23 protein-coding genes and 1 tRNA gene are annotated in these 22,284 nt (G+C 59.4%); 16 read left to right on the top strand and 8 right to left on the bottom strand.

Going from position 1 to position 22,284, the window contains the following annotated elements; translation table 11 throughout:
* Positions 1-43: 43 nt before the first annotated feature.
* Positions 44-1,603: a cryptochrome/photolyase family protein gene (locus OSC37_RS07285; RefSeq protein WP_267163922.1), complete on the top strand. Its 1,560-nt coding sequence runs from the start codon at positions 44-46 to the stop codon at positions 1,601-1,603.
* Here the strand turns inward: OSC37_RS07285 and OSC37_RS07280 are convergent.
* Together OSC37_RS07280 and OSC37_RS07275 are read right to left on the bottom strand one after the other, a co-directional pair.
* Complete coding sequence (locus tag OSC37_RS07280; protein ID WP_267163921.1) at positions 1,598-2,104, bottom strand: hypothetical protein; 507 nt, start codon at positions 2,102-2,104, stop codon at positions 1,598-1,600. The genes OSC37_RS07285 and OSC37_RS07280 overlap by 6 nt on opposite strands.
* A gap of 149 nt (positions 2,105-2,253) precedes the next feature.
* Positions 2,254-3,678: a DASH family cryptochrome gene (locus OSC37_RS07275; RefSeq protein WP_267163920.1), complete on the bottom strand. Its 1,425-nt coding sequence runs from the start codon at positions 3,676-3,678 to the stop codon at positions 2,254-2,256.
* Positions 3,679-3,770: 92 nt separating this feature from the next.
* On the opposite strand from OSC37_RS07275, the gene OSC37_RS07270 reads away from it, so the two are divergent.
* Both OSC37_RS07270 and OSC37_RS07265 read left to right on the top strand, forming a co-directional pair.
* Entirely contained in the window at positions 3,771-5,396 is a 1,626-nt protein-coding gene (locus OSC37_RS07270; RefSeq protein WP_267163919.1) for a hydroxysqualene dehydroxylase, read from the top strand.
* 89 nt (positions 5,397-5,485) lie between these two features.
* Positions 5,486-5,866 carry a cupin domain-containing protein gene (locus OSC37_RS07265; protein WP_267163918.1) on the top strand — a complete coding sequence of 127 codons (381 nt, stop codon included), beginning with the start codon at positions 5,486-5,488 and terminating at the stop codon, positions 5,864-5,866.
* A gap of 282 nt (positions 5,867-6,148) precedes the next feature.
* Here OSC37_RS07265 and OSC37_RS07260 read toward each other — a convergent pair.
* The 6 genes from OSC37_RS07260 to OSC37_RS07235 all read right to left on the bottom strand — a co-directional run bounded on the left by OSC37_RS07260 (position 6,149) and on the right by OSC37_RS07235 (position 12,431).
* A tRNA-Arg gene (locus OSC37_RS07260) sits at positions 6,149-6,224 on the bottom strand.
* A gap of 47 nt (positions 6,225-6,271) precedes the next feature.
* Entirely contained in the window at positions 6,272-7,357 is a 1,086-nt protein-coding gene (locus OSC37_RS07255; RefSeq protein ID WP_267163917.1) for a DUF373 family protein, read from the bottom strand.
* A gap of 44 nt (positions 7,358-7,401) precedes the next feature.
* Positions 7,402-8,643, bottom strand: coding sequence for a HEAT repeat domain-containing protein (locus OSC37_RS07250; RefSeq protein WP_267163916.1), 1,242 nt, complete (start codon positions 8,641-8,643; stop codon positions 7,402-7,404).
* 3 nt (positions 8,644-8,646) lie between these two features.
* A complete protein-coding gene (locus OSC37_RS07245) occupies positions 8,647-9,456 on the bottom strand; it encodes a CheR family methyltransferase (RefSeq protein ID WP_267163915.1) in 810 nt (269 codons plus the stop codon).
* Positions 9,453-11,393 (bottom strand): chemotaxis protein CheA, encoded by a 1,941-nt coding sequence (gene cheA / locus OSC37_RS07240; protein ID WP_267163914.1) that lies wholly within the window; start codon positions 11,391-11,393, stop codon positions 9,453-9,455. The genes OSC37_RS07245 and cheA overlap by 4 nt, the downstream gene beginning before the upstream one ends.
* 42 nt (positions 11,394-11,435) lie before the next feature.
* Entirely contained in the window at positions 11,436-12,431 is a 996-nt protein-coding gene (locus tag OSC37_RS07235; RefSeq protein WP_382186846.1) for a protein-glutamate methylesterase/protein-glutamine glutaminase, read from the bottom strand.
* A 345-nt stretch (positions 12,432-12,776) separates the two neighbouring features.
* Here OSC37_RS07235 and OSC37_RS07230 point away from each other — a divergent pair, with 345 nt between their 5' ends.
* The 13 genes from OSC37_RS07230 (at position 12,777) to OSC37_RS07160 (ending at position 22,283) form a co-directional block, all read left to right on the top strand.
* Positions 12,777-13,205 carry a chemotaxis protein CheW gene (locus OSC37_RS07230; protein WP_267163913.1) on the top strand — a complete coding sequence of 143 codons (429 nt, stop codon included), beginning with the start codon at positions 12,777-12,779 and terminating at the stop codon, positions 13,203-13,205.
* Between the two features lie 145 nt (positions 13,206-13,350).
* Entirely contained in the window at positions 13,351-13,986 is a 636-nt protein-coding gene (locus OSC37_RS07225; RefSeq protein WP_267161604.1) for an IS6 family transposase, read from the top strand.
* A 56-nt stretch (positions 13,987-14,042) separates the two neighbouring features.
* Positions 14,043-14,771 (top strand): RAD55 family ATPase, encoded by a 729-nt coding sequence (locus OSC37_RS07220; RefSeq protein ID WP_267163912.1) that lies wholly within the window; start codon positions 14,043-14,045, stop codon positions 14,769-14,771.
* Between the two features lie 164 nt (positions 14,772-14,935).
* On the top strand, positions 14,936-15,274 hold the full coding sequence (locus OSC37_RS07215; protein ID WP_267163911.1) for an ArsR/SmtB family transcription factor: 339 nt from the start codon (positions 14,936-14,938) through the stop codon (positions 15,272-15,274).
* A 149-nt stretch (positions 15,275-15,423) separates the two neighbouring features.
* Complete coding sequence (locus OSC37_RS07210; RefSeq protein WP_382186843.1) at positions 15,424-15,642, top strand: DUF7521 family protein; 219 nt, start codon at positions 15,424-15,426, stop codon at positions 15,640-15,642.
* 253 nt (positions 15,643-15,895) lie between these two features.
* Positions 15,896-16,621, top strand: coding sequence for a flagellin (locus OSC37_RS07205; RefSeq protein ID WP_267163909.1), 726 nt, complete (start codon positions 15,896-15,898; stop codon positions 16,619-16,621).
* Between the two features lie 11 nt (positions 16,622-16,632).
* Positions 16,633-17,415, top strand: coding sequence for a flagellin (locus tag OSC37_RS07200; protein WP_267163908.1), 783 nt, complete (start codon positions 16,633-16,635; stop codon positions 17,413-17,415).
* Between the two features lie 11 nt (positions 17,416-17,426).
* Complete coding sequence (locus tag OSC37_RS18945) at positions 17,427-18,209, top strand: flagellin (RefSeq protein WP_303657470.1); 783 nt, start codon at positions 17,427-17,429, stop codon at positions 18,207-18,209.
* A gap of 15 nt (positions 18,210-18,224) precedes the next feature.
* Positions 18,225-18,983 carry a flagellin gene (locus OSC37_RS18940; protein WP_303657469.1) on the top strand — a complete coding sequence of 253 codons (759 nt, stop codon included), beginning with the start codon at positions 18,225-18,227 and terminating at the stop codon, positions 18,981-18,983.
* A gap of 11 nt (positions 18,984-18,994) precedes the next feature.
* Positions 18,995-19,744, top strand: a complete 750-nt coding sequence (locus OSC37_RS07175; RefSeq protein WP_303657468.1) for a flagellin — start codon at positions 18,995-18,997, stop codon at positions 19,742-19,744.
* Between the two features lie 118 nt (positions 19,745-19,862).
* A complete protein-coding gene (locus OSC37_RS07170; protein ID WP_267163907.1) occupies positions 19,863-20,621 on the top strand; it encodes a DUF7500 family protein in 759 nt (252 codons plus the stop codon).
* An 82-nt stretch (positions 20,622-20,703) separates the two neighbouring features.
* Positions 20,704-21,063 (top strand): chemotaxis protein CheY, encoded by a 360-nt coding sequence (gene cheY / locus OSC37_RS07165; protein ID WP_267164159.1) that lies wholly within the window; start codon positions 20,704-20,706, stop codon positions 21,061-21,063.
* A 2-nt stretch (positions 21,064-21,065) separates the two neighbouring features.
* Positions 21,066-22,283 carry a chemotaxis protein CheC gene (locus OSC37_RS07160; protein ID WP_267163906.1) on the top strand — a complete coding sequence of 406 codons (1,218 nt, stop codon included), beginning with the start codon at positions 21,066-21,068 and terminating at the stop codon, positions 22,281-22,283.
* The last annotated feature ends 1 nt before the right edge of the window (position 22,284 follow it).

The following is a 22,284-nucleotide window of genomic DNA, read 5'->3' as shown; positions in this document are numbered from 1 at the left end:
TCGGCCGGGTGAGAATTATACTTGCGCAGTCCATGGGATAGGTATGCGACAGCCGACGGTTGGAACACCGCCGACGTACTCGCTCGACGACGGCGAGGTACCCTGGGTGCTCGGGACACAGCTCACCGAACAGTGCGGTCCGCTGGCGCGTGCCCCCGAGGGGAGCCGGGTCCTCCTGGTCGAGGCCCACGACTTCGCCCGGCGGATGCCGTATCACCACCACAAACTGACGCTCGTGTTCGCCGCGATGCGGCAGTTCCGGGATCGCCTGCGTGAGGACGGTTACGACGTTACCTACCTGCAGGCAGAGAGCTTCGGCGACGCCTTCGAGGACTTCTTCGCGGCGAACCCGGAGACGACGCTGGTGACGATGCGCTCGCCCAGCGACGGCTCCCCGGAGCGATTCGAGGAACTCGTCGCGGCTGCGGGCGGCGACCTCCGGGTGGTGGAAAACGAGCTGTTCGTCAGCACTCGCGAGGCATTCGACGAGTGGGCCGGCAACGACGACCAGTTCCGCCACGAGGATTTCTACCGCTGGATGCGCCGGGAGTCCGGCGTCCTGATGGACGACGGTGACCCGGTTGGTGGCGAGTGGAATTACGACGACCAGAACCGCGAGTACCCGCCCGACTCCTGGGAAGCGCCGCCCGTCCCGACACCGGACCACGACGACCTGACCCGCGAGACCGCCGACTGGGTCGCCGAGAGCTTCGACACCTGGGGCGACCAAGAGGGCTTCGTCTGGCCGGTGACGCGCAGACAGGCCTGTGAACATCTCAATCACTTCGTCGAGCACCGGCTCCCCGAATTCGGCCCTTACCAGGACGCGATGCGGACCGACGACTGGGCGATGGCACACGCCCTGTTGGGCAGTTCGGTGAACATCGGACTCCTTCATCCACTGGAGGTAATCGAGGCCGTCGAGGACGCGTACCACAGGCGCGAGGATGTCGACCTGCCGTCGGCAGAGGGCTGTATCCGCCAGCTGCTGGGCTGGCGGGAGTTCATGCGCCACGTCTACCGGCACGCGATGCCCGAGCTAGCAACGGCGAACCAGCTGGAGGCAACTCACTCGCTCCCCGACTTCTACTGGACGGGCGAGACCGAGATGAACTGTCTCGCCGAAACCGTCGGTGAGGTCCGCGAACACGGCTACTCACACCACATCCAGCGGCTGATGATACTCGCAAACTTCGCCACCCTCTGGGGTGTCGAGCCGGCCGAACTCAACGAGTGGTTCCACGCAACCTACGTCGACGCCTACCACTGGGTGACAACGCCGAACGTCGTCGAGATGGGGCAGTACGGCCACGGCGTCTTCGCGAGCAAACCCTACGTCTCCTCGGCGAACTACGTCGACGATATGTCCGACTACTGCGAGGGCTGTGTCTACGACCCCGACAGCGACACTGGCGCGGACGCCTGCCCGTTCAACGCCCTGTACTGGGACTTCCTCGACCGAAACGAGGAGCCACTCCGGAGCAACCACCGGATGGGACTGATGTACGGCCATGTCGACAGCAAACGCGACGCCGGGTCGATGGCAGACCTGCGTGAGCAGGTCACCCAGATGCGTGAGGCCGCAAAAGACGGCGACCTATGAGCGGGCGGCGGCGTCGACGATTCCGGCCGTCTGTGCGACGCCGACGACCGCCGGACCGGCGACCGCCGCGAGGTCGACGCCCGCGAACGTGCCGACGGCGGTGATACCCGCGCCGAGGAGACAGCCGGCCGCGCCGGCGAGATAGACGCCGCCGTCCGTGGCACGACGGCCGGTGTCGAGAAAGCCGACCGCCGGCAGGAGCATCCAGCCGTACAGCGCCACCCCCAGCAGTAGGTCACTCGCTGTCTCGACCTGGAAGCCAACTGCGCCGGCAGCCGTCACGAAGAAGCCGACGACGATGAGCGACCACCAGACGCGAAGCGTTCCCTCGCGCATGTCCCTCCGACCAGTCACCGCAAACACAGCAAGCATGACTGCCATCACGACGTGTGCGATAAACAGGGTGTGATCGCTCACGGCACCGGCGTTTGCAGCGGCGGCGAACGTCCACGCGAGCGGTACCAGCATCGGCGGGCCGAGTTCCCGTGGGCGGCGCAACATATCCGGGCGTACTCCGGGGAGGGACTAAGTGGTTTGCTCATACGGTTGTTCGTGACTCGTTTCAAAACTGGGGAATCAAAAATACAGTCTCACACCGCGAGAAACCGATATTGGTCGGCTATGGCGGTACATAATCACGAACGACCGTCTCAGCCGTTCAGTTCATCGTAGCGGGCCTCGATATCGAGCATCGGACGCGGATAGTCGACGCCGAGTGCGACCCCGTACTCGGCTTGTTCGCGCTCGCTCAGCCGCCAGGGCCGGTGTGTCTCCTGTGGGGGCAGTCCGTCGAGTTCGGGCAGCCACGTCTGGACGTACGCGGCGTCGTCGTCGTAGTACTCGGCCTGTGAGAGGACGTCGAAGTGGTTGTCCCGGGAGTCGTTGCCGACGCCGGCCTGGTAGGCCCAGTTCCCCCAGTTCGAAGCCACGTCGTAGTCGACCAGCTGCTGCTCGAAGTAGGCCGCTCCCCAGCGCCAGTCGATGCCGAGCGCGTCGACCAGGAAGGAGGCGACGTTCTGTCGTCCGCGGTTGGACATGTATCCCGTCCGGTTCAGCTCGCGCATGTTCGCATCTACGAATGGGACGCCAGTCTCGCCGTCGGCCCACCGGCGAAACGCCGTCCGGTCCTGTTCCCACGCCTTGTCGACGTTGCGGATGCCGCTCTCGGTGAAGAAGTCGCCGCCGTGTTTGCAGAACTGGAACTGGAAGAAATCCCGCCACAACAGCTCGAAGACCAGCCAGTACGTGTCCTCGTTCTCGACGCGTTCGTCCTCGTATCGCTTTACCTCTCCGTGGAGCCACCGCGGCGAGAGACAACCTGCCGCCAGCCACGCCGCGACTTTCGAGGAGTAATCGGCACCCAACAGCCCGTTTCGCGTCTGCTTGTACTCCCGGAGGTGGTCGCCCTCCCAGATATACTCCTGGACCCGCTTTTTGCCCGCTGATTCACCGCCGTTGAACGGAAGGACGCCTCGCTCGTCGCTCGGTGGCTCCTCGATATCCAACGCCGCGAGCGTCGGAATCTCGCCGGGGTCAAGTGTCGGCGTCGTGACCGCTTCGGGCGCGGCGACGGGCTCTCGAACCGTGGCCTCGTTCTCGACGGTCTTTCGCCACGGCGTGAACGTATCTTCGATGCTTTCGTACGGCGTCGGCAGGTCGGCGACGTGGTACAGCGTGTGTGTCCACCGGCGTTCGACGGCCACGTCATCAGGTAGCGCGGCGCGGACCCGGTGCTCTCGGGTTCGCTCTTCGGTCGCCGGCTTGGTCTGGGTATAGAGCATGTCGGCCCCAACCTGTTCGGCGAGGTCGGGCAGGACATTCTCGGCGCGGCCGCGTCTGACGAACAGCTCGCCGCCGCGCTCACGCAGCGACGAGCGCAGGTCGGCGAGGCTCTCGCGGCGAAACTGTGCTCTGTGTGGGCCGAGCTTGTCGGCTCCGTACCGCCCCTCGCCTCGCCGTCGCGGGTCGACGACGTAGACCGGAACGACGGTCCCGGCGGCGGCGACGGCGTCGGCGATTGTCGGATTATCGGTGAGACGGAGGTCGTCACGGAACCAGACGAGCGCAGTCGACATAGCTGTCGTAGGACCTAGACCGGCAAGTAACTGTCCGCGCGCGTCGATAAAACGGCTGATGCGCTTATCATTGTGGAATCGCTAGAGTGGTTATGCCAGATGTTGCAATTGTCGGCGGTGGCATCGGGGGCCTCTCTGTGGCCCACGAACTCGTCGAACGCGACTTCGACGTGACCGTCTTCGAGGCGAACGACCGCTTTGGCGGCAAAGCGCGCTCGATGGAGGCGACCGCCCACCGGAAGCCACTCCACGGCGAGCACGGATTTCGGTTTTTCCCCGCGTTCTACCGTCACGTCTTCGAGACGATGGAGCGTATCCCCGACGGCGGCGGGACGGTCGCGGACAACCTCGTTGAGACCGAACAGACGCTCATCGCCGCTGTCGACGGACCGGAACGGGTCGCTACTAGCGCGACACCCGACAGCCTGCGGGGCTGGCTCGACGCCGCACGCCCCGCGTTCGCCGAGGACTTGCCGCGACGCGACGTTGCCTTCCTGCTCGAACGGATGCTGTACCTGCTGACGTCCTGCGAACAGCGCCGCGCGGAGGAACTCGACGAGGTGTCCTGGTGGGAGTTCATCGACGCCGAGAACCGGTCACAGGAGTTCCGGGACCGACTCGGTTACGCCGTCCAGTCACTCGTCGCCTTGCGGCCACAGGTCGGGAGTGCCCGAACGGTCGGGAGCATCTACGCACAGCTTCTCTTCGGACAGATGAATCCCGACCGGCCGACCGAGCAGATTCTGAACGGCCCGACGAGCGAAGCCTGGATCGACCCCTGGGTCGAGTACCTCACCGCTCAGGGCGTCGACCTCAACCCTGGCCGCCCGGCAGAATCCTTCGAGGTCAGCGGCGGGCGCATCGATAGCCTCGCGCTTGCCGACGGAGAGCGCGTCGACGCCGACGCCTTCGTCCTCGCCGTTCCGGTCGAGGTGGCCCCCTCGTTCGTCTCGCCCGAACTGGCCGAGGTGGCTCCTGAACTCGGTGACATCGCGCAGCTCGACACCGCCTGGATGAACGGTGTACAGTACTATCTCACCGAGGACGTCACGCTCTCGCGAGGCCACCAGGTGTACGCCGACGCTCCCTGGGCGCTGACCTCCATCTCGCAGGTGCAGTTCTGGGATGACTACGATATCGAGGGCCGTGGTCCCGAGGCCGTCGAGGGCGTGCTCTCGGTCATTGCTTCGGACTGGGACACGCCGGGGATTCTCCACGGCAAGCCTGCCAGAGAGTGTACGCGCGAGGAGATTATCACGGAAATCTGGGCCCAGTTGAAGACCCACCTCAACACTGAGGAGACGCGCCTGACCGACGAAATGCTCGTCGACACCTTCCTCGACCCGGCAATCGTCGAGACAGAGAACGGCGTCGAAAACCGGTCGCCGCTGCTCATCAACACCGTCGGCTCGCTGAAACACCGCCCTCCCGCCGACGTGGGTGTCGACAACCTCGTGCTCGCGGCTGACTACGTCCAGACGAACTCCGATTTGGCGTCGATGGAGTCGGCAAACGAAGCCGGTCGGCGCGCGGCAAACGCGCTCTTTGAGCGGTACGGCGTCGGCGACCGCGCGCAGGTGTGGGAGCTTGAGGAACCCGCCGTCTTCGAGCCGTTCAAACGCCAGGACCGTCTTCGATACCGGCTCGGACTGCCGCATCCGGGAGAAGTGACCCAATCGTTGCGGTCCGTGTCGAGTCGGCTTCTCGGCTCGGCATAGCTATCGGTCGCCAGAATGTTTCGGGGCCGCTGTCACCTCTTGGGGCGTGTTCGCCTGATGTTTTTATTCTCCGTAGCGAAACCGACTGTATGGAGAAAGTGAATCTGGGGGATGCGTTCGCGTCGTTCGACGAACAGTGGGCTCCGCGTCTGGCGGGCGAACTCAACGGGCAGGCGGTCAAGCTCGCCAACGCCGACGGCGAGTTCGTCTGGCACCATCACGAGGACGCAGACGAGCTGTTTCTGGTCGTCTCCGGCGAGCTGCGAATCGAACTCCGCGAGGAGCCTGACGTCGTGTTACAGGAGGGCGAGTTAGTCGTCGTTCCGGCGGGCGTCGAACACCGGCCGATCGCACCAGACGGAGCAGAGATTCTCCTGTTCGAGCCGGCTGAGACGCGTAACACCGGAAACGTCGACGCGGAACAGACCCAGACGGATATCGAACGCCTCGACGAGACAGAGGACAGCTGAGGCGGCTCTTGCACGGGCGTGGTGGGATTTGAACCCGGTGCAAACGCTCACGTTCGTTCACGTTTGCGTAGTTCAAATCCCATCCATGCCGGTTCGCTCACTTCGTTCGCTGCTCGCGGTTACACCGCTCGCAATTGTGGCACTCACTTCATTCGTGCCACACGTTCCTCGCTGCACGGGCGTGGTGGGATTTGAACCACGCCCAGATGTGCTCGACTCGCTACGCGCGTCTGGTCTACTTCAAATCCCATCCATGCCGGTTCGCTCACTTCGTTCGCTGCACGGGCGTGGTGGGATTTGAACCCACGACCGTCGGATTAGAAGTCCGACGCTCTAGTCCGGGCTGAGCTACACGCCCCTGTGAACCACTGAGACCCTCCGACAAATAGTGATTTGGGTTCTCGGTCAGCCAATCTTCTGTTGGCGCCCTGTCCAGGACTCGGCGACGGCAAACGAGAGCGTCGAGGCGACTCCGAGCAGTGTGCCGCCAGTGAGCATGAAGGCGAGGAATTCGAGGCTGGCCTCGTCGAGGAAGAAGCCACTCACACCAAAGAGGACAGCCGCGATAGCGACGATGTAGAAGGGCGCGTTGAGATAGCGCCAGTGGAAGTCGTCGCCGATGTACTCGTCGGTGACGCGGCCGAGGCTGCTCATCACGCCCGCGGCGGCGAACCACTGGACGGACCCAAAGGTGAGTGCGGCAATGATATCGACGACGCCGAGGGGGTCGGCGGCGGCCTCGCGTGTGGTTTCGAGGGTCTGTATCCCGCTGACGCCGCCGATGACCAGCAGTGCCAGCGCAACGACAGACGTGATGAGCGTCACCCGCCCGGTGAACAGCCCTGTCCGGACACGTTCGACACCCCAGTCGACCCACTCCATCACGCCAAATCCGCGGGCGAGCAGATACAGGCCAAGCAACCCAGACACCAGCCCGAAGACGGTCCCGGGGAGTCCGAGCAGATTGGCCAGAATTGTCAGCGGATAGATGAGCAACAGGATACCGAGCGGCACCAGTAACGTCCCGCGAGTCTCTGGGTCGTCGAGCACCTGCTTGATGGTGTAGTACATCGATTCGAGGTCCTGTGCCTGACGGACGATGACGCGGCGGACGCTGTCGATTGTGACCCGCGAGCGGATGACCGGGAGAACGGACTCGTCCTGTGCGCCGTCGGTGACGACAACCGCGCGCACGTCCTCGCCGGTGTCGAGTTCGGCGAGCACACGGTCGACCTCCTCGCCGACCTGTCTGTTCGCTTCGACCTCACGGCCGTCGACGCCGGTCACTGCGGCGACCTCGACCGCCTCGTCGTCAAAGGAATCGATTAGGTGAAGTCCCTCGAACAGGACGTTCACGTCGCTGTCCTCGGGGTCTGCAATGGCGAGGGCGACCGCAGCCTTGCGAACGGCCTCGCGGCCGACGACCGGCGTCTCCATGCCGGTCTTCCGGCCGAGGTCGTCGTCGAGGTCGACACACAGGACCAGCAGCATACCCACCGCTATGACAGCCCGGTATATCTGTTTTCGGGACGCTTTCAGGGCTGTTGTTGCCCGGTCCGACCGCCGAGTTTCGAGAGCGCCGAGAACGCCCGCTTGCGGACCGTCTGGTCCTCGGTGTCCTCGAGCAACTGCTCGATCTGTTCTGCGGTCTCTTTGTCGCCGATTTTCCCAAGAGTAAACAGTGCCTGGCCTCGGGCCTCGCTGTCGTTGTCGGGATCTGTCGCGAGTGAGAGCAACTCTGCCTCGGCGTATGTGCCGCCGATTTCGGCGAGACTGGTCGCGGCGAACTGGCGTGTCATCTGCTCGCCATCTTCGAGTGCGAGCACCAGCGCGTCGACAGCATCACGGTTGCTCTCGTCATCGAGAACACGCCCGAGCAGCCACGCGGTGTTTCGCCGCTGGGAGGACTGGGTGCTGCGTTCGAGAATCTCGACCAGCGGCGCGACGACGGTTTCGTCTTCGACCTCCGAGAGCTGCTCGACGACAGTCTCGCGAATCTCGTGGCTCTTCTCTGTCGGCACGTTCGAGAGCAACTCGATAAGCGAGAACACCGCAGTTCGGCGGACCGCCGCCGAGGCGTCGCCTAGGGCGTCGATGAGGTACTCGACGGGGCGGTCGTTACTGAACTTGCCGAACCCGTTGACTGCGATGCGCCGCACACGCTCGTCCGTGTCGTCGTAGAGTTCGAGCAGTGCCGTCAGCGCCTGGCGGTTGCCGATACGGCCGAGTGACTCTGCAGCTTCGAGGCGGACTGCTGCCTTGGGGTCTGTGAGGAGTGACTCGAGGCCGTCTGTCGCCCGGGGGTCGTCCATGAGTCCACAGGCACGCGCTGCACGAGCACGCACTCGCGGATCAGGGTCTTGAAATCGCTCGACGAGTTCGGGAACTGCCTCGGGCTCGGCAATTTCGCCGAGGCCGTTCGCGGCGGCCATCCGGAGCTCTGGAATGTCCGAGGAGAGCCCCTGTATGAACGCCTTCGCCCGGACCCAGTCCGCGCCGTCGTCGATGTCGATATCAGCCATCGTCGCGATGAGCTGTTCGAGCGCGTCCTGCCCGAGGTCGTTGAGCGAGTCGATTGCCGCGCCGACGACGGCGTCGGAATCGTCGCTTTGGGCGGCTGTAATCAGCGCCTGGACAATATCGTCTCTGTCGTCATGTTCGTCGAGGCGTCCGAGAAGCGTTGCCGCCCGCTCTCTGATGTTGTCGTTGTCGGAGTTACGAAGCACCCGAATGATTTCCTGTGCGTTGCCGTTGCGTTCGTACTCGTACAGAGACATGGCTTAGGTTCGCCGGTAGATGCGCTGTTTCTTGTAAACGGGCTCGAAGCCATCGCGACTCGCTGTCGGGAGCGTCTCGGTCATGCCGATCATGAGATAGCCGCCCTCGCGCAACGACTTCCAAATCGTCTCGAAAATCGGCTCCTTGAACGAAGCGTCGATGTAGATGAGGAGATTCCGACAGAGGACCAGGTCGAAATCGCGCTTTGGCTCTCCTCTGATGAGGTCGTGTTGCTCGAACTCGACGAGGTTTTTGACGCGGTCTCTGACCTGGAACCGGTCCTCGTCTTGGTCGATATACGGCGAGTAGTCGTCCAGCGGTTCGAGTTCCTCGGCGATATCCGTGGTCTGGGAGGTCTCGTAGATGCCCTTACGGGCTGTTTCGAGAATATCCGGGTTGATGTCGGTGCCGAGAATATCGATTCGTCGCTGCTCAATCTCGTCGTCGTCGAGCGCGAGCATCGCCACCGAATACGGCTCGCGGCCGTCTGCGGCGGGCGCACTCCAGATTCGGACGCGCCGATGTGAGTCGGTGAGGTCACGCAGGACTTCTCGGAGTTTCTCCCACGCCTCGGGATTCCGGAAGAAACCGGTGACGTTAATCGACAGCGAGTCGAGCAACAGCTCGCGCTCGTCCTCGTGGCGTTCGAGGTATCGATGGTAGGCGCTGTACTCGTCGTGGTCGGTCCGACGCATCCGGGCTGTGATGCGACGGTCGAGGTAGGCGTCGTTGTAGAACCCGGACTCGAAGTCCATCTCGCGTTCGATGTACCCAAGCAGGTCGTTGAATGACCGTTCGTTGCCCCGGTTCATAGCGTGACCACATCGAGGATATGAACAATGTTCCCGTCCCCAAGGACCGCAGTCCCCGAGAGTCCCGGGGTCCCGCTCAGAAGACCCTCCAGGGGCTTGACAACGACTTCTTCCTGTGAGTTGACTGCATCACACCGCAGGGCGACTTGGCGTTCGGATTCGCGGATACGAACGAGCATCTCGCCGCCGGCTGTACCCCCATCTGCGGTGGCGCGTCGGGGCACGTCGAAACGCTCGTCGAGCTCGATGACGGGATAGATCTCGTCGTTGTGTTTGATGACTTCCTGGCCGTTCACATGTTTAACCTCGTCGGCACCGGTAATCTCGTCGACGTTCTTGATAGGGATGCCGTACTCCTCGTCACCGACCTGAACGAACAGCACCTTGACGATGGCCATCGTTACCGGGAGACGCAGCGAGACCGTCGTCCCCTGGCCGGGGGTACTGTCGACATCGACCGAGCCGTCGAGCTGTGTGACGGTGTCGTGAACGACATCCATTCCGACACCACGGCCGCTCGTGCCGGTCACCTCTTCGGCGGTCGAGAAGCCCGGATGGAAGACTAGGTCGTAGATATCCGAGTCGTCCATCGTCTCCAGCTCCTCGGGTGAGCGGACGTTGCGCTCGATTGCCGTCTGTTCTAAGTCCTCGACATTGAGGCCCGCCCCGTCGTCTGCGACCTCGATGGTGACGTGATCACGTTGGCGCGAGGCCCGGAGTGTGACCTGCCCCTCCCGCGGTTTGCCTGCCTCGGCGCGCTCTTCGGGTGCCTCGATACCGTGGTCGAGGGAGTTCCGGATGATGTGCATGAGCGGGTCCGAGATCTCGGTGAGGATCGTCCGGTCGAGTTCGATCTCCTCGCCCTCGATTTCGAAGTTAACTTCTTTGCCCAGCTCCCGAGAAAGGTCACGGACCATCCGCGGGAACTTGCCGACGACCTTCTTTAGCGGAATCAACCGCATGTCCATCACAGTGTTCTGGAGGTTCGCTGTGATCTTGTCGAGCTCGTTCAGCGTGTCACTCGCCGAGTCGAGGTTGTCCTCCTCGACCGCCCGGCGGAGCTTGATTCGGCTGGTGACCAGTTGCTCGACGAGCCCGTGGAGGTCGTCAAGCTGGTCGACATCAACCCTGACTGATTTAATCTCGTCGACCTCGTGTTCGTCAGCCGACCCGCTCACCGAGACCGAACCGCCATTGTCGAGGATCTCGTCGGTGACGTTCTCGACTATGGCGTCTTCGACGCGACCGAGCGCGGCCAACTCGTCTTCAACTGCGCCCGTGTCGTCGGCATCGAGCGCCAGGCCAAACGTGTCGTCGTAGCTGCCGTTCTCGATCTCCTCTCGTTCGGGATCCGCGTCGAGGATGTCAAACACTTCTTCGATTGATTCGAGAACGAACATCGCGTCGACGCCCGGCATGTCACTATCTCCGAGGTCGACCGAGGCGTAGATGACCTGGCTATCGGCCGCGTCGTCGTCGACTTCGATGCCCGAGAGGTCGGTTTCGTGTCCCCTTGAGGTCCCCGTCTCCGAGGTGGACTCGGTATCGACAGAGCCAGTTCCCTCTTCGAGAACGGTCCGTAGCTGGTCGACAGTCTCAGAGGTATCGGTCGTCGACTCGCCGTGTTCTTCGATCTCGTTGACGATTGCCTCGATTTGGTCGACGCCGGCGAAAATCAGATCCATCACGTCCGGGGTCACTTCGAGGTTGTCCTCGCGCATTTCGTCAAGCAAATCCTCCATCGCGTGTGCGAGGTCCGACGCGGCCTCGAAACCCATCGCTCCGAAGTTCCCCTTGAGCGTATGTGCTGTCCGGAAGATCTGGTCCATCGCCTCCCGGGAACTGGGATCGGATTCCAGTTCGAGCAGCGAGTTGTTCAGCTTCGTTATTTCCTCTTCGCTCTCGCGAATGAACGCATCGAGGTACTGGTCTTCCATTGTTAGTACACCTTTTGTTGTCGATTCATAAGTACTTCCCTGTCATTTTTCGTCCGTTATGTCTGTCCGCGCAGCGCGAACGATACCGTCGGCGATATCACTGATTGGCAGGACCTCGTCGACGTACCCTGTTTCGATTGCTCGTTTTGGCATCCCGAACACTGCCGATGTCTCCTCGTCCTGCGCGAACGTCGTCCCACTGACAGCCTTGATGGATTTGATGCCGGCAGCGCCGTCTTCGCCCATCCCCGTGAGAATAACGCCGATAAGTGGGTCTTTAATGACCTCCGCGGCACTCGACATGGTCATGTCGACGGCCGGCCGGACGCTGTTCACCGGTGGGTCCTCTGTCAGCTTCACCCGGAGACGACCGTTTCGGTAGTTTGAGACGACCATGTGTTTGCCGCCCGCGGCGACGAGTGCCTCGCCGTCGCCGATACGGTCGCCGTCGGTCGCCTCGCGGACATCGTAGGGGCTACCCGAATCGATACGGGAGGCGAACCGCTCGGTGAAGCCGCCCGGCATGTGCTGGACAATGAGAATCCGAAAGCCGGCATCCAGCGGGAGCTCTGAGAGGACGCGCTCGACCATCTTCGGCCCACCGGTCGAGGAACCGATGAGTAACGTCGGGTTGTCGAGATACGTTCGAGAGACTGTCTGCTCGCGGTCTGACGACTGAGGGGCCTCGGCCTCCTCAGTTGGATTGACGCTCGCGACCGAGGTGACCATATCGACGAGCTGGTCCTCCAGACGAGACATCTCCATCGACACCTCGCCGCCGGGCTTGCTGAAGAAATCGACTGCCCCCTTGTCGAGCGCCTGGAAGGTCACGTCGGCGTTCTCGTCGGTGTGTGCAGAGAGCATCAACACCGGCGTCGGACGCTTCTTCATGATCTCTTCGACAGCCTCGATGCCGTTCATCTCCGGCATCTCGACGTCCATCGTGACGACATCGGGCTCGTGCTCAACGACCGCTTCGACGGCTTCTATTCCGTTTCTGGCCTGGGCGACGACCTCGATACCGCCGTCGTCGAGCATGTCGGTGATGACGCTCCGCATGAAATGTGAATCGTCAGCGACGACCGCGCGCGTGCCCGTCATCAGTAATTCCTCCCAGTAGTTGACAGCAGCCACGGCCTCGCTCGATAGTCACAGCTCACCAGTTCAGTACCGAGTAGCGGTGAAATCACTTCGAGGCAACACTCACTTCCCTGCATTCACAGTTGACACTCTTGTGAGTACCCCAATAAAGACTCCGCCTCCGTAATCAAACGTGATAGTCTGGTGGGCAGATTTAAGTCTCCGGCACCGAGAAATTCAGCACGTGAATCAGACAACGGTGCCGAGGCCGCTACCCGCGCACCCGGACCTAGGAGGTCACATATGAAAGCCACGACGACAGGACAAGTTCTCGAGTTCAAGCTCGGTGACGAAACGTACTGTGTAAGTATCGATTACGTGACGGAAATTGTCGATGTTGGCGAGCTAACGGCTGTTCCGAACTCGCCCCCACACGTGCAGGGAGTTATGGACCTGCGTGGTCGAACGACATCGATTGTCGACCCAAAAGTGGTGTTTGACATCGAGTCGGACCAAGAGCCAGACAGGGTCATCGTCTACGATCCGGAGATTGTCGATAACCAGGCTGCCGCCGGCTGGCTTGTCGACGAGGTCAATCAGGTCGTCCAAGTCGACAGCGACGATGTCGACCAGTCTCCGGCCCAAGATGAGGAGGCTATCAACGGCGTCATCAAAGGTGACGACGAGCAATTCGTCATCTGGGTTGACCCAGAAGCGGTCCACAGTGCGTGAGGTCAAATTCGGTTCTGTTGTGCTGTCACTGTCGTTGTCTCTCGTAGTCTGGCCGAACTGACGAACACGCGTATGGCTACATTCGGCCGAACGGCGGTGTTCAGATAAGGATTGAAAGGCGAGGCGGAGCGTTTTTTGAGTGCCTATGTCCAAAAACATCCGCCTCAGCGGTAGTATCGACCAGATCGACTTAGAGTTTATTGAACGCGAAGCGACACCGCGATTTCTGATGAAGCTCAGTATTCAACTGCATATTGCTGGATTATCGCTTTCGAATACTGTTTCTATTCTCGAAATATTTGGTGTCGAACGTGCACGTTCTACAGTTCACAACTGGGTTCACAAGGCAGATCTACAGCCCGAAGACGGACAAAATCCGGATCACGTTGCGGTCGACGAAACCGTGATCCAGCTCAATGACGAGCAGTACTGGCTGTACGCCGCTGTCGATCCAGCAACGAACAAATTACTGCATACAAAGCTTGAACCAACGAGAACGAACGTTCTTTCTCACGCATTCTTTGCCGAACTTCGTGAGAAACACGACGTCGACGACGCGGTGTTTCTCATCGATGGCGCACCGCAACTGAAAGACGCCTGCTCTCGGCACGGCCTCGATTTCAGATACGAACGCCATGGAAATCGGAATAGCGTCGAACGTGTCTTTCGTGAGGTGAAACGACGAACATATTCGTTTTCAAACTGTTTCAGCAACGCCGAAGCAGACACAGCTGACGACTGGCTCAGATCATTTAGTTTCGCATGGAATCAGCTTATCTGAACACTACCGGCCGAACAACCCGGACCTTTTTATCTACTGGCTCACCTCCACAGCATATGACCGAGCTTAGGAAAACGGGCATCACTGGACTTGACGAGATACTGAACGGGGGACTCGTCAACAATTCTACGACACTCGTGAATGGAAATCCTGGTGCTGGAAAGAGCATTCTCGGACTGCAGTACATCTACAACGGGGTCGAACTGTTCGACGAGGACGGTATCTTCCTATCTTTCGAGGAGAATGAACGCGACCTCCGGGAAGCTGCAGAGTCTATCGGGTTCGACAACTGGCAAGACCACGTCGATGCAGGGAACATCGAAATATACGATAAACAGGTCCTGCTTCGGGAGAACGACTTCAGTTCGTCGCTTGAGCTGTTGCTCGGTGACCTCAACGACGACCGCTACGAACGACTCGTGTTGGACTCGCTGACGATGTTCCAGCTGTTTTTCGACACCGAACGCGAGAAGCGGACGTATCTCCTGAAGTTCACTGACATCCTCGCTGAGAACAATCTGACTGCACTCATGACCAACGAGCAGGGAGCAGTCTTCCCCGATATGGATGTGGGACTCGAAAACTTCCTGGCTGACGGGAATATCTTTCTCCTCCAGACGCCGACTGATTCAGGTGTCTCCCGCTACGCATGGGTAGCCAAGATGCGAAAACAGGATATCGATACTGATATCTTCCCGATGGAGATTAGTCAAGGGGAGGGTGTGCGGATACACGAGAACGCCAGCGCGTTTTCGATGATGAACGACGAAACCAGCCCACTGTAATGCCAGCATATTCCTTCGGTGTGTGATTATTGGTAGCGAAAACAGCGTTATTAGGGTTTGAGGGGCCAAAATATCCAAATTATGATCTGGAATTGCTCCTCGATATTTCGTGCCGGGAACACCCGGTAGATTTATGACTCTCGTAATTTATAATCTGATAATAGATGTCGTCAGTAGATCTATTGCAAACACTCGGAAACAAATACAGCGCCGAGATACTCGACGCGACCGAGGAGCCACGCTCGGCTCAGGAGCTCAGCGACGAGCTCGATATTCCGATCGCGACTTGTTATCGGCGCATCGACGAGCTCACCGAGCACGATCTGCTGGAGCTACACGATAATATTCTTTCAGACGACCGGCGACGGATAAAGGTATACCGCCGTAATGTCGAGGCAGTGCACGTCGAGTTCGAAGACGATGAGTTGTTTGTCGACGTTGAAGAGCGGTCCGAGGTGGCGAACACGCTCGATGAGGCCTGGAAGACCCTTTCCAATGGATAGCGTCTCTGCAACCGTAGTTTTCAGCTGCTGAACTCACGTGGGTGGATTTAATACAGATGCCCCTGTACCTGGGCATAGTGACCTCTACAACAGTTATCGAACTCCTCTATGCGGTGGTGACGATTGTGTTTATCGTCGCCGGACTCACCATGGTCGGTATGGCCGTGCGTGCGTACGTACAGACGGGACGAACCGCAATGCTCCACCTCTCGATTGGCTTTTCGCTGGCAGTAGCCGGCGCGGCAGCGACACTCATTAGTGCCTTTTACAACGATTTCGAAGGCACACGGTCGCTGTTGCTGGTGAAAAGTAGCCTGTTTACCGTCGGGTTCCTATTCATCATTTACAGTCTGGTCGTCTACGAATAGCCAGGAACCACACGCTCTTCTCTCATCCGAATGCAGAGACAACTGCCAACCTTGCCGATCTCTTGAACCGGTTTGTGCTGTTTTAGAACTTCTAAAGCAAGAAAACGAGAAAATCGCATGTTGTTTTTGAATACGATATCCTCTGAATTTCGACGAACCCTAACGTTTTCAAACTCGATAATGGGGTCCACAATGTTATTAGGGTAGGTTAGAAAGTAAAAATTAAGTCTGGGAGACATCAGGCGAGACAACCATGATACTGAACGACAACTTAGAGAACGAACGTGGCCAAGTTGGCATTGGCACACTAATCGTGTTCATCGCGATGGTGCTGGTGGCGGCGATTGCAGCAGGCGTGCTGATCAACACGGCTGGGTTCCTGCAGACGCAGGCCCAGGACACCGGTACCGAGAGTACAGCACAGGTCGCTAACAACCTCAACGTGATCACCGAGGTCGGAAATGTGAGTGGGAACGACAATATCAACGAACTTCGGCTGGGAGTCCAGCCAGCCGCTGGTGCGGGTGATGTTAACCTCGCAAAACTCACCCTTCAGTACGTGAGTGACAACGAGTTCGCCAACATCGTCGTCGGTAACAAATCCGCTGGTGGCCTTGCAACTGGAGACACTAGACCAGGTAATGTGGTGCTTGAGGATCCTGCGGCAGGCACTGAAAGTAGGGGGGCACAGTATCTGATTGAGGTCATCAACGCTGAGAACGAAGACGATATTGTGATGACTGATGGAGCAGACCGCTACGAGATTGTTGTTCCCCTAGCCAACGAAACAGTTAGCACCGAAGACCTCAACGGAACTGGTGGTTCAAACGTGTTCGACCAGGGACCTCTCAAATCGCTCAACGAGGGGAACAGCGTCGAAGTCACAATCACCAACGAGGTCGGCTCCCAGACGGTGGCGTTCCTGCAGGTGCCGGACTCGCTGAGTGGTGACGACCCTGGAACCACGGTCAACCTCTGAGGTGAACAAAAATGATACAGAACCTCTTCAACACGGACGAATCGACGGAAAGCAGGCGTGCACAGGTGGGAATCGGCACACTAATCGTGTTCATCGCGATGGTGCTGGTGGCGGCGATTGCAGCCGGTGTGCTGATCAACACGGCTGGGTTCCTGCAGACGCAGGCCCAGGACACGGGTACCGAGAGTACATCACAGGTCGCTGACAACCTCAACGTCATCACCGAGGTTGGTAACGTAAGTAGCAACGACGAAATCAACCAACTTAGGCTGGGGGTCCAGCCATCCGCTGGTGCTGATGATATCAATCTCGCACAGGTCACACTCCAGTACGTGAGTGACAACGAGTTCGCCAACATCGTCGTCGGGAATGCAACAGGGAAATCCGCAGATGTTGAACAAGCCACTGGTGATAATGACCCTGACGAGATTCGTGTTGAAGCATACAACAGCACCAACAGCCAATTCGATGACCCGCGTGCGTCGGGTGACGAGCGGTTTAATATCTCCGTCGTTACGGCCGAGAATGAGGACGACGTGGTGATGACCGATGGAGCAGACCGCTACGAACTTGTGCTCCCGCTTACTGCCGCGGCTGAGCCGGGCGATATTACCGACGCTACTGGTACTGCGCTCAGCGCTAATACAGCGTTTAACGGCGACCTTGCACCTCTCGCGGAGGGTGCGGACACCGAGATAACGATAACAACAGAGGTCGGCTCCCAGACGGTGGCGTTCCTGCAGGTGCCGGACTCGCTGAGTGGTGACGACCCTGGAACCACGGTCAATCTCTGAGGTGAACAAAAATGATACAGAACCTCTTCAACACGGACGAATCGAATCGTCAACGCGGCCAAGTTGGCATCGGCACGCTGATCGTGTTCATCGCGATGGTGCTGGTGGCGGCAATTGCAGCAGGCGTGCTAATCAACACGGCTGGGTTCCTGCAGACGCAGGCCCAGGACACGGGTACCGAGAGTACATCACAGGTCGCTGACAACCTCAAAGTGATCACCGAGGTCGGAAATGTGAGTCAAGCAGAAGATACCATCGGTCAGGTGCGGCTCGGTGTCCAGCCGGCCGCTGGTGCGGGTGATGTTAACCTCGCAAAGCTCACCTTGCAGTATGTGAGTGACGATAACTTTGCGAACCTTGTGGTTGGGCTGGATAATACGTCGTTTAATTCCGGTACCGACACTAGCGCTAGTGGTCTTGACCCAGAATACCGGGCACAGGGTGACACTGATCCCGATGACATATTCTTAAGCAGTAGTACGGAATCGCCTGAGTTCGGCATCGGCGTCGTTACCGCTGAAAACGAAGACGATGTGGTGATGACCGATGGATCGGACCGCTATGAAATCCTCATTCCGTTGGACAACAATCTGGATGCGTATGAATCGCTGTCTGCGTCGGATGATTTCAACAGTAGCGGCGATAGTGCTGTTGCGGACGCGCTTGGCCCGCTCAATGAGGGAGACCAGGCAGAAATCACGATTACGACGGAAGTTGGGGCCCAGACGGTCGCGTTCATCCAGGTGCCCGACTCGCTTTCGGCTGAGGCAGAAGGCGACGTGGTGACGCTGTAAACGTTACGAGGAAACATGATACAGAACCTCTTCAACACGGACGAATCGAATCGTCAACGCGGCCAAGTTGGCATTGGCACACTAATCGTGTTCATCGCGATGGTGCTGGTGGCGGCGATTGCAGCAGGCGTGCTGATCAACACGGCTGGGTTCCTGCAGACGCAGGCCCAGGACACCGGTACCGAGAGTACAGCACAGGTCGCTAACAACCTCAACGTGATCACCGAGGTTGGAAATGTGAGTGGAAACGACAATATCAACGAACTTAGGCTGGGAGTCCAGCCAGCCGCTGGTGCGGGTGATGTTAACCTCGCAAAGCTCACCCTCCAGTACGTGAGTGACAATGAGTTCGCCAACATCGTCGTCGGTAACAAATCCGCTGGTGGCCTTGCAACTGGAGACACTACACCAGGTAGTGTCGTGCTCGAAGACCCAAGTTCGGGCTCGGACACCAGGGGAGAACAGTACCTGATCGAGGTCATCAACGCGGAAAATGAAGACGATATCGTCATGACCGATGGATCGGACCGCTACGAACTCGTCGTTCCGCTGGCCAACGAAACTGTTGATGATACACAGGTCGACGGAGCGACTGGATCGAATGGAAATAGTGTCTTGGACAGCGAATTCGACCAAGGAAACCTCGCACCGCTCAACGAGGGGAACAGCGTCGAAGTCACAATCACCAACGAGGTCGGCTCTCAGACGGTGGCGTTCTTGCAGGTGCCGGACTCGCTGAGTGGTGACGACCCCGGGACGACAGTTAACCTCTGAGGTGACCAAAGATGGACAACTATAGAATCGGAACGGAAAATGATGATGCGCGTGCGCAGGTCGGCATCGGCACACTAATCGTGTTCATCGCGATGGTGCTGGTGGCGGCGATAGCCGCGGGTGTGTTGATCAACACCGCAGGCTTCCTGCAGACGCAGGCCCAGGACACTGGGACCGAGAGTACATCGCAAGTTGCAGATAACCTCAACGTCATCACGACTGCAGGAAACGTGAGCGATGCGAGTCGAGTCAACATCTTGCGGTTGGGTGTCCAACCTGCCGCAGGTGCTGGTGATATCAACCTTGCCAAGTTTACGTTGCAGTACGTGAGCGACGACGAGTTCGCCAACGTTGTCGTCGGCAACGACTCAACCGGGCAGGCAGCTGGTGATACTACCCCGGAGAACATTGGGCTGACTGCACAATCGATCGATGACCAGGCCGAGTTTGCCATCGAGGTTGTCACGGCAGAGAACGAGGACGACGTGGTGATGACCGATGGAGCGGACCGCTACGAACTTATCGTCCCGCTCAACATTGGACTGACCAACGTTAGCTACCCCGTTTACAACTCCACTGGGGACAATGTGAGCGACGGAAGCGCCAATATCGCAGGCCAGGGAGGGCTGCCGCCCGGGCTTGATGAGGGCGACTCCGCACAAATCACGATTACGACGGAAGTCGGCGCACAGACGGTGACGTTCATCCAGGTGCCCGACTCGCTAACGGGCGACGACCCTGGAGATACGATCAACGTATAGCCTCGTAAATAACCGCGAATCGCGTTCGGGCCGTCATATCTCTTGGAGTGTCTGTCTCGACAATTCAGGTTTCTTGTGCGGAGACACGTTTTTAATCGTCCGTCACAGAGAGTATAGCATGGCCGATAGGCCGCCAGACGACTTCAAGGACCTCGACGACATCGAGGAGGGGCCAGCAGACGAGGGGCGCGTTCTCGCACCCGACGAGCTGGACATCACCGAAAGTGAACACGTCGAGGAACTCGAAGAGGGACGGTTCGTCGTCTCACCGGACGGTCCACCGAACGTCGGGCCGAATCACCGCGAGGAGCACACGTCGTCGGAGTCACGCAGTCGACAGACCGACTCGCCGCGCCAAGACGACCCCGACGACTTCACTCAGCAGTCACCGACACAGCGAGAGGAACGTCCCGAACAACCACGGCAGTCATCATCAGGACAGCCCCGGGCATCGTCGGGACAGCCACGCCGCTCCCGGGAGCGACAGGAACGCTCACAGCAGCCGACACAGCCGCCGGGGCGGGACAGTACAATCTCACAGGAACAGGTCCATCAGTGGCTCAGAGAGAGCTTCGAAGATGGGCACACCCAGTACGGGTTCGATGTCACCGCAACCTTTGAGGGGTCGATCAGCCAGCGTCGAATGGCCTCGAACGACGTGGTGACGATTTTCGAGAGTCTCATGCTCTGGTACGCCCAGCAGGTCGACAGCGACACGCCGGTCGAAGAGATTCTCGGCATTCTTCTGACCGAAGCGAACGTCCCGATTCGCTATCCGCCCGAGAGCATCCACCAGCTGGTGAAATCATCAAACCTCTCTCCTGATGACTCCATTGCGGACCTGCTTGAAGAAATCGACGACGGCGTGCAGTTCTGATGACAAGGGCGGGAGACTATCAACACCGATAATCAACGGGAAGCTTTTATTTACGTCATAGCAGTACCATGTGGTGAGAGACATGGCAGAAGTGCTCATCGCTGACGACTCCGAGTTCATGAGGAACCTCCTGCGGGAAATCCTGGAGGAGGACCACAATATAATCGGGGAAGTCGAGAACGGCGTCGAAGCCGTCGAAGTGTTCAAAGAGAAGGAGCCGGACCTGGTAATGATGGACATCGTGATGCCAATTCGTGATGGCATCGAGGCGACCGACGAGATCAAAAACGAGTATCCGAATTCGAACGTCATCATGTGTACCAGTGTCGGACAGGAAGAAAAGATGAAAGAGGCAGTCAAAGCCGGGGCAGACGGCTACATCACCAAACCCTTCCAGAAACCCAGCGTGATCGAAGCGATTCAAGACGTCGTTCCCTCGTAGCAATGAAAATCGACGTTCAGTCGCTTGACACGTTCAACCAGCTGGCTCACGAAGGGGCACAGGAGGCCACGCGCTCGATGACCCAGATGACGGGTATCGAGGCGACCGTCGAAGTGACTCGGATTTCGCTGGTCGACCGGAAAGACCTCGGCGAAGAGCTGGGTACCGACGCCGAGTTCGTTGGCGTCCAGTTCGGATTCGACGGTGCCCTTACTGGCGAGACCGTGCTCATCTTCGAGCGCGAACAGAGCGCTGCAATCGTTGAGGCGCTTGTCCCGGGGGGAGCCGCAGACGAATCAATGGCACAGAGCAGTGTCAAAGAGATCGGCAACATCATGATGAGTGGGTTCATCGACGGCTGGGCCGAGCATCTGGGAACCTCTATCGAACACACGCCGCCGACGTACATCGAACGGCAGGGGAAAGATGTCGTCCCGGAGGGGCCCGAGACCGACGAACACGACCAGGTGTTCGTCTTCAGGAGTGAAATCCAGTGGGAGGGTGAAGACGTGAGCTTCTATATCTACATGCTGCCGGAGTACACGCCACTAACGGAACTGATGGCCGAACACGGCGGCAACGAGACCGACGCGATTCCCGTCGAAAAGCTCGCGGCGTTCAACCAGATGAACCGTGAGGGGACCAAACAGGCTGCCGAGAACGTCGAGATGATGTCCGGTATCGAGACAGAGGCAGAGGTCTCGCAAATCTCATTTGCGCCGATTGAAGACGTGCCTAAACGATTCGGGAAGGAGACACACGTCGGGACTGCGGTCGAGTTCACGGGCGCGCCGAGCGGCTTTCTGCTCGTCCTGTTTGACGAGCAGTCGGCGATTACCGTCGCCGAGGGGTTGATGCCCGTCGATATGGACAGCGACGAGCTGACCGACCAACACAAGGCTGCAATCGAAGAGCTTGGAAACATCATGACAAGCGGCTTCGTCGACGGCTGGGCGAACGTGCTCCAGCGGTCGGTCGAACACACGCCGCCGCGGCTCGTCCACGACATGGGGCAGGCTATCATCGACCCGCTGGCTGCCCAGTTGGGCCAACACCAGCGTCACGCATTCATGATTGATTCGACGATGAAAACCGAAGAGCTCGAGTTCGAGAGCAAGATTCACGCGTTACCAAACGAGCAGGAGCTTCGCGAGGCGCTCGATGACCTCGATGTCGACAGAGCCGATCAGACGGAGGCTGACACCGACGGGTTGTTCTAGT

The sequence above is a fragment of the Halovenus salina genome (assembly GCF_026410925.1).
GTDB lineage: Archaea > Halobacteriota > Halobacteria > Halobacteriales > Haloarculaceae > Halovenus > Halovenus salina.
The sequence above is the reverse complement of the archived record's forward strand: the minus strand, read 5'-3'. Positions and strand labels throughout refer to the sequence as shown.

Coding starts and splice junctions, on each gene's coding strand:
- OSC37_RS18940 (WP_303657469.1), top strand. CDS start 18,225: ATGATACAGAACCTCTTCAACACGGACGAATCGAATCGTCAACGCGGC.
- OSC37_RS07235 (WP_382186846.1), bottom strand. CDS start 12,431: ATGCTCGACGACGGCGGTATCGAGGTCGTCGCCCAGGCCAGAAACGGA.
- OSC37_RS07255 (WP_267163917.1), bottom strand. CDS start 7,357: ATGCTGCTGGTCCTGTGTGTCGACCTCGACGACGACCTCGGCCGGAAG.
- cheA (WP_267163914.1), bottom strand. CDS start 11,393: ATGGAAGACCAGTACCTCGATGCGTTCATTCGCGAGAGCGAAGAGGAA.
- OSC37_RS18945 (WP_303657470.1), top strand. CDS start 17,427: ATGATACAGAACCTCTTCAACACGGACGAATCGAATCGTCAACGCGGC.
- OSC37_RS07275 (WP_267163920.1), bottom strand. CDS start 3,678: ATGTCGACTGCGCTCGTCTGGTTCCGTGACGACCTCCGTCTCACCGAT.
- OSC37_RS07215 (WP_267163911.1), top strand. CDS start 14,936: ATGTCGTCAGTAGATCTATTGCAAACACTCGGAAACAAATACAGCGCC.
- OSC37_RS07210 (WP_382186843.1), top strand. CDS start 15,424: ATGGTCGGTATGGCCGTGCGTGCGTACGTACAGACGGGACGAACCGCA.
- OSC37_RS07265 (WP_267163918.1), top strand. CDS start 5,486: ATGGAGAAAGTGAATCTGGGGGATGCGTTCGCGTCGTTCGACGAACAG.
- OSC37_RS07250 (WP_267163916.1), bottom strand. CDS start 8,643: ATGTCTCTGTACGAGTACGAACGCAACGGCAACGCACAGGAAATCATT.
- OSC37_RS07270 (WP_267163919.1), top strand. CDS start 3,771: ATGCCAGATGTTGCAATTGTCGGCGGTGGCATCGGGGGCCTCTCTGTG.
- OSC37_RS07230 (WP_267163913.1), top strand. CDS start 12,777: ATGAAAGCCACGACGACAGGACAAGTTCTCGAGTTCAAGCTCGGTGAC.
- cheY (WP_267164159.1), top strand. CDS start 20,704: ATGGCAGAAGTGCTCATCGCTGACGACTCCGAGTTCATGAGGAACCTC.
- OSC37_RS07200 (WP_267163908.1), top strand. CDS start 16,633: ATGATACAGAACCTCTTCAACACGGACGAATCGACGGAAAGCAGGCGT.
- OSC37_RS07225 (WP_267161604.1), top strand. CDS start 13,351: ATGTCCAAAAACATCCGCCTCAGCGGTAGTATCGACCAGATCGACTTA.
- OSC37_RS07175 (WP_303657468.1), top strand. CDS start 18,995: ATGGACAACTATAGAATCGGAACGGAAAATGATGATGCGCGTGCGCAG.
- OSC37_RS07245 (WP_267163915.1), bottom strand. CDS start 9,456: ATGAACCGGGGCAACGAACGGTCATTCAACGACCTGCTTGGGTACATC.
- OSC37_RS07285 (WP_267163922.1), top strand. CDS start 44: ATGCGACAGCCGACGGTTGGAACACCGCCGACGTACTCGCTCGACGAC.
- OSC37_RS07205 (WP_267163909.1), top strand. CDS start 15,896: ATGATACTGAACGACAACTTAGAGAACGAACGTGGCCAAGTTGGCATT.
- OSC37_RS07170 (WP_267163907.1), top strand. CDS start 19,863: ATGGCCGATAGGCCGCCAGACGACTTCAAGGACCTCGACGACATCGAG.
- OSC37_RS07160 (WP_267163906.1), top strand. CDS start 21,066: ATGAAAATCGACGTTCAGTCGCTTGACACGTTCAACCAGCTGGCTCAC.
- OSC37_RS07220 (WP_267163912.1), top strand. CDS start 14,043: ATGACCGAGCTTAGGAAAACGGGCATCACTGGACTTGACGAGATACTG.
- OSC37_RS07280 (WP_267163921.1), bottom strand. CDS start 2,104: ATGTTGCGCCGCCCACGGGAACTCGGCCCGCCGATGCTGGTACCGCTC.